7 protein-coding genes are annotated in these 7283 nt (G+C 35.3%); 4 read left to right on the top strand and 3 right to left on the bottom strand.

Translation table 11 applies throughout. The features are described 5' to 3' along the window. On the bottom strand, positions 1–1066 hold a 1066-nt coding region (locus tag PSU83_RS03685; RefSeq protein ID WP_300586841.1), incomplete at its 3' end, for a phosphoglucosamine mutase. A 119-nt stretch (positions 1067–1185) separates the two neighbouring features. On the opposite strand from PSU83_RS03685, the gene PSU83_RS03680 reads away from it, so the two are divergent. Beyond that, positions 1186–1776, top strand: a complete 591-nt coding sequence (locus PSU83_RS03680; protein WP_300586840.1) for an acyl carrier protein phosphodiesterase — start codon at positions 1186–1188, stop codon at positions 1774–1776. A 3-nt stretch (positions 1777–1779) separates the two neighbouring features. Beyond that, positions 1780–3450, top strand: coding sequence for a gamma-glutamyltransferase (gene ggt / locus PSU83_RS03675; RefSeq protein ID WP_300586839.1), 1671 nt, complete (start codon positions 1780–1782; stop codon positions 3448–3450). A gap of 1 nt (position 3451) precedes the next feature. Here the strand turns inward: ggt and PSU83_RS03670 are convergent, their stop codons facing one another. Both PSU83_RS03670 and PSU83_RS03665 read right to left on the bottom strand, forming a co-directional pair. Then, on the bottom strand, positions 3452–4015 hold the full coding sequence (locus tag PSU83_RS03670; RefSeq protein ID WP_300586838.1) for a hypothetical protein: 564 nt from the start codon (positions 4013–4015) through the stop codon (positions 3452–3454). Position 4016: 1 nt separating this feature from the next. Beyond that, positions 4017–4937: a hypothetical protein gene (locus tag PSU83_RS03665; protein ID WP_300586836.1), complete on the bottom strand. Its 921-nt coding sequence runs from the start codon at positions 4935–4937 to the stop codon at positions 4017–4019. Positions 4938–5110: 173 nt separating this feature from the next. Here PSU83_RS03665 and PSU83_RS03660 point away from each other — a divergent pair, with 173 nt between their 5' ends. Together PSU83_RS03660 and PSU83_RS03655 are read left to right on the top strand one after the other, a co-directional pair. After that, the gene (locus PSU83_RS03660; protein WP_300586834.1) at positions 5111–6106 is read left to right on the top strand and encodes an SIMPL domain-containing protein; all 996 of its coding nucleotides are present in this window, start codon (positions 5111–5113) and stop codon (positions 6104–6106) included. Positions 6107–6116: 10 nt separating this feature from the next. Then, positions 6117–7199: a hypothetical protein gene (locus tag PSU83_RS03655; protein ID WP_300586833.1), complete on the top strand. Its 1083-nt coding sequence runs from the start codon at positions 6117–6119 to the stop codon at positions 7197–7199. Positions 7200–7283 lie beyond the last annotated feature (84 nt).

The following is a 7283-nucleotide window of genomic DNA, read 5'->3' as shown; positions in this document are numbered from 1 at the left end:
CCAAACTATCTCTTCCGTAATGGGATTCTGGATAAATGATTCCACCATTGCCTTCGCCGCCAATAATAGCATTGGTTTTCTTCATCAATTCCACCACATTTACTTCACCTACAGCACTGGCTTTATAACTTCCGTTGTGTTTGGTCGTAATATCGCGCAAAGCACGTGACGAACTCATATTAGAAACGGTATTTCCCGGAGTTTTGCTCAATATATAATCAGCGCAAGCCACCAACGTATATTCTTCGCCAAACATTTCTCCATCATTTGAAATGAACGCCAAACGATCCACGTCTGGATCAACAACAATTCCGAAATCGGCTTTTTCTTCTACAACTAACTTACAAATGTCTCCTAAATGTTCTTTCAAAGGCTCTGGATTGTGCGGGAAATGTCCATTGGGTTCACAATATAATTTCACACACTCCACACCCATTTGTTCCAATAGTTTCGGTATAATAATTCCACCCGAAGAATTTACACCGTCAACTACAACCTTGAATTTTCTTTTAGCAACTGCCGCAGCATCCACTAAAGGCAAATCCAAAACTTCATCAATATGAATGTCCATATAGGCATCATTCACGGTAATTTCGCCTAAGGAATCCACATCCGAAAAATCAAAAGCTTCCGATTCTGCAATTTCCAAAATCAGTTCGCCTTCTTTTCCGCTAAGGAATTCTCCTTTTGAATTCAATAATTTCAAGGCATTCCATTGTTTCGGATTGTGTGAAGCCGTCAAAATAATGCCACCATCTGCTTGTTCCATTGGAACCGCAATTTCAACCGTTGGCGTAGTAGACAAACCCAAATCAATAACATCTATCCCTAATCCAAGTAAGGTATTCATTACCAAATTATGAATCATCGGACCAGAAATTCTAGCATCACGACCAATGACAACTTTTAGTTTTGGCTGATGGCTAATGGCTGATGGCTGCTGGCTATTTTTTAGAAAAGTTCCATAAGCAGAAGCAAATTTAACGGCATCAACCGGAGTTAAATTATCACCCACTTTCCCGCCAATAGTGCCCCGAATTCCCGATATAGATTTGATTAAAGTCATTTTATATTATTCTAAATTTTGAATGTTACTTTTTATTTGTTTACAAATATAAAGAATGCCATTTTTCAATTCTAATTTAAAATTCAAAATTTCTAATTTAAAATTCTTAAATTAGGCACATGAACTTCCTAGCTCACATCTATCTTTCTGGTGACAACAATTTGCTAAAAATCGGAAACTTTATGGCGGACAGCATTCGCGGACACAGTTATGATGTGTATCCAATGGAAATACAAAAAGGAATTCTGCTCCATCGTTCTATCGACAGTTTTACCGATATGCATCCCATTTACCGGCAAAGTAAGCATCGCTTACACGAAAAATACGGTCATTATTCAGGTGTGATTATGGATATCTTCTACGACCATTTCTTGGCCAAAAATTGGAACACCTATTCAGATGAAAAACTAGAAACCTATGCTGACACTTTTTACCATCTGCTAAAAGACAATTACGAAATACTAACCGAAAGAGTTAAAGGCATGATTCCTTATATGTTTGCGAGAAACTGGTTAGTAAGTTATGCCACTATTGACGGGCTGCAAATGATCATGTTCCAGATGGATCACAGAACGAAAAATCGTGTTGCGATGCATGAATCGATAGTTGAACTTCAACACTATTACACGGAATTTGAAAACGAATTCACTCTGTTTTTCGAAGAATTACGCCTGCACTGTACTGCAAAATTACAAGAACTCAACACCTAATTTATGCAAAAGTATTTTCTTTTCTTTTTGCTGATTTCCGTTTCACTTTTTTCTCAACAAAAAGGGCTAGTTGCCGATAAAGCGATCGTAGTTTCTGCTCGCGAAGAAGCTTCCAAAATTGGAGTTGACATTATCAAAAAAGGCGGCAATGCTTTTGATGCGATGATTGCGACGCAACTCGCTTTAGCAGTGGCTTATCCTTATGCCGGAAATATTTCAGGTGGCGGATTTATGGTGTACCGAAAAGCCAATGGAGAAGTAGGATCATTAGACTTTCGCGAAAAAGCACCTCAAAAAGCTTCCAAAAACATGTATCTAGATAAAGCCGGAAACGTTATTCCCAATTTAAGTACCGATGGCGCTTTGTCAGTTGGAATTCCGGGTAGCATCGCAGCTATTTTTGATGTTCATAAAAAGTTAGGCAAACTTCCTTTGAAAGCGTTATTTCAACCGGCTATTGATTTGGCTGAAAAAGGAATCATCGTTTCCGAAAAAGAGAAGGTCAAACTAGAGGAATATCGGGATATAATTGTCAAAATTAGTGGCGACAAAACTTTATACAATAAGACCTTTAAAGAAGGGGATGTTATCAAATACAAAGCTTTAGCTACTACCTTAAAACAAATTCTTAAAAACGGAAGAAACGAATTCTACAAAGGAAACACAGCTAAAAAATTAGTTGCATTTTTAAAGAAAAAAGGCGGAATTATTTCGATGAAAGATTTAACCGATTACCAAGTCGTTTGGCGCATGCCTATAACATTTAAATACAAAGAACTGAATATAATTTCGATGGCGCCACCGTCAAGCGGAGGCATTACTTTAGCACAAATTATGAAAATGATTGAGCCCTATGCCGTTTCAACATTTAAACCTAATGCAACACAATACATCCAACTTTTAGCAGAAGCGGAACGAAGAGCTTACGCCGATAGAAATTATTTTCTAGGCGATCCCGACTTTGTAAAAATTCCACAAAAACAATTATTGGACGAGTTGTATCTCAAAGACCGAATGAAAAGTTTTTCATTTGAAAAAGCAACCTCATCAGCAGATGTTAGTCATGGCGATGTTTCGGTTTATGAAAGCGATGAAACCACTCACTACTCTATTGTTGATGCTCAAGGAAATGCAGTTTCGGTAACGACAACGCTCAATGGCGCTTATGGATCAAAATTGTATTGTGACGAATTAGGTTTCTTTTTAAACAATCAAATGGATGATTTTTCAGCCAAACCTGGTGTTCCTAATTCTTATGGTTTGGTCGGTGCTGAAGCCAATAGTATTGTACCACAAAAAAGAATGCTGAGTTCAATGACACCAACCATTGTGGAGAAAAATGGCAAACTATTTATGCTATTAGGTTCGCCTGGCGGTTCTACAATTATAACATCAGTTTTACAAACGATTTTAAATGTATACGAATTCAAAATGACGATGCAACAAGCGGTTGATTCACCAAGATTTCACAACCAATGGCTGCCAGAAGATATTATGGTTGAACCCAATAAATTTGATAAAATCACCCTAGAAAATCTTAAATCTAAAGGCTATACAATCAATGAAAAGTTTGCGCCAGTTCTCGGGAAAGTCGATGCAATATTGATACAGCCCAACGGAAAACTAGAAGGCGGAGCTGATTTTCGTGGTGATGATAAAGCTGCAGGATTTTAAATTATTCTATCTTGCCTAAAAAAGTAATAGTAACATTTTTAGTTGCGTTTCCAAAAGTCTTATTCTGCTCAAACAAATAAACAAGTTGACTTAGTTTAATAGTTTGGCTTACGCCCGATTTTGTTCTGATAACTGTATACTTCATTTTCCAGCTTAAAGCAGTCTCTGAATTATTCTGCCATACATTTGAAACTATAAAAATAATCGGTTCAGAGAATAAGAGTTTATCAATTAGCGCGTTCAGCGCAATCTTTTCATTGGGTTCCGAAGTAAAATCTATCACTTCTGGGTTTTGGTTTTGGAAGCTATTTTTGATATTTATTACGACTTCTTTTTTCAAATCATCGGTTAACGAAGCATCGGTCAGCATTTGAAAGTAAGTAAACAAATCCTCCACTTTAGTTTTGGCGTTTTCCTGATAATCTTCCAGCATTTTAACTGCGTATTTTTTGGATAAACTAACTTGTCCACTTTTCTTTTCAGAAATGCGCTCTTCCTTGGTCGATTGTGCATGGACGAATTGCCCAAACAGTACCATTGTGATAAATAAAAAAATCGTCTTCATTTTATTCTTGTTTGATTCTGATAAACTGAATCTTGTTTTCAGCATCGTTTTTAACTTCAATAATTCGCATTCGTTTTACCGTTGCGGTTGGCACAATTAATTTTTGTGAGAATTCATTTTTATCATAATATTCGGCACCTAAATTATTCTTCAACATCACAATAACTTCCAAATTGTCGGATAAAATTTTATTGAGCTGTTGTTTTCTCGTTTGCCAGTTTTTAATATCCGAAACCATAAAAGCTTTAAGCATCATAGCATAATCATCGGGTGTCAGCGAAACTTGCCTTGGAGTTTTTGTTGTCGAATTATTTATCATTACAGTTTTCGGATGATAAAAAGGACTCTTGATTATCAATTTGGTTTGTTTATTTTCCGAAGGTTTGAGTTGCACTTTTCCGTCTTTGACTTCCAAAGGTTTTTCGACAGAATCTTCAACTTGAATTACTATAATTTCGTCTGATTTTACTTTTTCGTTGGTAAATTCATTATTCAGTTCGATGCTTTTCGTTTCCGGAATTTCCGGTTTACTGAAATTGGAATACCAAACTGCAACACCAATAATCGGTACAAAAAGTAACAGCCAAAGCTTAGAAACCGATTGTTTAGCTTTTGGGGAAGTAATTGCAGTCGGTGCATTCTCATCAAAAACAAATTCATCCCAACCTGAAAACCCGGTAAACTGAGCCAGAATATTCAGCATGTCTTTTCTTGGAATTTTGCTGTTTGTTTCCGGTTTTAAATGCGTGTAAATCCATTTTTCGCTTATGGTTTGCTTGCAATTTTCTTCAATTAAGTCAATAAGTTTCTGGATATCCTGCGCGCTGAAACTTTTCCAATTTCCCTGAAAAAAAGGATAATGCTCCTGATATTTCAAAAGCACGAGTTTTTTTAATCGCTGAAATTGTTCCAATTCGGTCATTCGTAAATTCTGTTCAAAAGTATAAGAAGCCTGAGTATCATTTGCTGAAAAGCTGCTGTAAAAGCACTGTAAATGTAACTAAAAAACTTTACAGCCAGTTGAAAGTGGTTTTGCCAGACTTACATTTTGACATCGGCGTAACATTGCCTCAATAATCTTAAAAACATATAAAAATGAAATCAAAATTTATCACAGCAGTTTGCCTAATGGCAGTAATCCATTTTACATCAGCTCAAAACGATGGAAATGTAAACTATGACAAAAAATCGGGAAATGCCAATTATGGCGGAAATCAGTATGCAATTAATCGTGTAAATACAATCCAGACTACAACGAGCAGTCAGGATGAAATGGTGATTACCATTAAGGGAATTTACAACGAAAGAGCCACTGCTCAAATAGCGACTTTCAGTATTTTGCAACTCGGGAAAACAGCCGAAGAAGCAACCAGTTTAATTGATGAACGCATTGGGAATGTAATGAAAGAGCTAAGTGCTTTTAACAAGGAAATTGAAATCGCATCCGACATGATTTCGTTTGTTCCAACGTATGATTACAGTGTTGAAAAGAAAATCTTCAATCCAAAAACCTATAACGAACAACCTTCGGGCTTTGAATTGAAAAAGAATATTTTGATAAAATTCAAAAACAATAATGATTTTGACAGAATCGTTGCCATTTGTGGTAAATTTGAAATTTATGATTTGGCAAAGGTTGATTATGTAACTACAAATTTGGATGGAATTCGTTTTCAGATGCAAAAGAAAGCAATGGAACAATTCAAAGAGTATATGGCTAATTATTCCCTGATAATGAACACGGATTTAAACAAAAAAGAGAAGATTTTACAAGAAGGTTTTAATGTCACTTATCCAATGGAAAGCTATAGAAGCTATCAGGCGTATTCACAAGCCGATGCTAATTTTGATCCAAAAGGCGTTGTTCACAACATTAAGAAAAACAGCACCGAATACTATAATGCTGCGATGGTAAAAGACCATAACTTTATTTTTAATGCCGATATTACAGAACCAACCATTCAGGCGTTTTATGAAATTACGATTCGCATTAAATTGAAAGAAGATCAACTTCCTAAAAACACCATTATTCGTAACAACAGATATTATATCATAACAGCTGCAGGCGATATCAAATTGCTGAATCTTTAAATACATCGACATGAAAGATTTTAAAGTTTTAGTGGTTATTGTTTTTATCACTATGTGTTTTTCCTCTTGTAAAAAGCAAACTTTGCATACAGAGGATATTATTAGAAAATATAAACTTACATATTATCCTTATTGGGATTCAGAAAAAACGCCTTTTAGACGAAATGCCTCTATTTATGCAAATCAGAAAACCGATCGCTGTTTGTTAGTCCTAAAAAATAAAAAAGGCGATACCATTTTGTGTCATTTAGATAAAAGTATTGTCAATATCACTTCACTGCAATATCAAAAAATGCGCAATGATTGGATAATCATAAAAAGGGATTACGGAAAAACAACTTATGATTCCACTGGCAAATGGGGAGGTCCGATTGGAGGAAGTGTATACGACCGATTTCCAATAGATGAATATTATTCAATAGATAGAGAAAAAAAGGAATTGAAAAAAATAAACCTCATTGGCAAAAAAGAGTTTCTAAACAAAATAGCAGCTAAATTCAGTTACTTGAAAAATTGCACTATCGCCGGATTGGACGGAACAACAACCTATGTTTTTAAAGATACCTTAAATGACAAACAAATACTTTATCAACTAGAGACCAAGTATCTTGTAAAATACATCGATGGAAAGTATGCTGTTGAACCAAAATTTGAGCAAAGCTCCAGAAATGGGATATTCCAAAAAAAGGTTTTTTTCGAAAAAGGTGGAAATACAATCCACTTTGGTGAAAAAATAGTTTCTGGAAAAAATAGTTGGGATTTCAATTTTAGATATGAAATTGATGATAGGAAATATTATAAATTTAAAAGCCAGGTAAAAAAGTATAATAATTTACCAGGAATCGAAGTTTTTAAAACCGAGATAATAGTTTATGATTGGAAAAATAAAACCACTAAAATCGTCAAGAATTTCCCAAAAGACAGTTTGTTAGAGGATTACAGTTTTGGCTTTCAAAAGCAACCGAATGGTAAAATATATGCTGGCATCAATACAGGCGATGACAGTTATGACTTTTATTATGAACTTGACACAATCCGCTGGGTGCTTATTGGGTTCAAAGAGCCTACAACGGGACGAATACCAAGACATTAAAAGCTCAAATGTTAAATGAGGAGTGTTAATAAATACGCCTCATTTTCATATACAATAAATAAGGCAACTTGTTGGGTGCAACTA

Source organism: Flavobacterium sp. (assembly GCF_029945805.1).
GTDB lineage: Bacteria > Bacteroidota > Bacteroidia > Flavobacteriales > Flavobacteriaceae > Flavobacterium.
This window is presented reverse-complemented; position numbering and strand designations above follow the sequence as displayed.

Bases quoted from the DNA above. Each gene is read 5' to 3' on its own strand.
- PSU83_RS03665 (WP_300586836.1), bottom strand. From the start codon at position 4,937: ATGACCGAATTGGAACAATTTCAGCGATTAAAAAAACTCGTGCTTTTG.
- ggt (WP_300586839.1), top strand. From the start codon at position 1,780: ATGCAAAAGTATTTTCTTTTCTTTTTGCTGATTTCCGTTTCACTTTTT.
- PSU83_RS03680 (WP_300586840.1), top strand. From the start codon at position 1,186: ATGAACTTCCTAGCTCACATCTATCTTTCTGGTGACAACAATTTGCTA.
- PSU83_RS03660 (WP_300586834.1), top strand. From the start codon at position 5,111: ATGAAATCAAAATTTATCACAGCAGTTTGCCTAATGGCAGTAATCCAT.
- PSU83_RS03655 (WP_300586833.1), top strand. From the start codon at position 6,117: ATGAAAGATTTTAAAGTTTTAGTGGTTATTGTTTTTATCACTATGTGT.
- PSU83_RS03670 (WP_300586838.1), bottom strand. From the start codon at position 4,015: ATGAAGACGATTTTTTTATTTATCACAATGGTACTGTTTGGGCAATTC.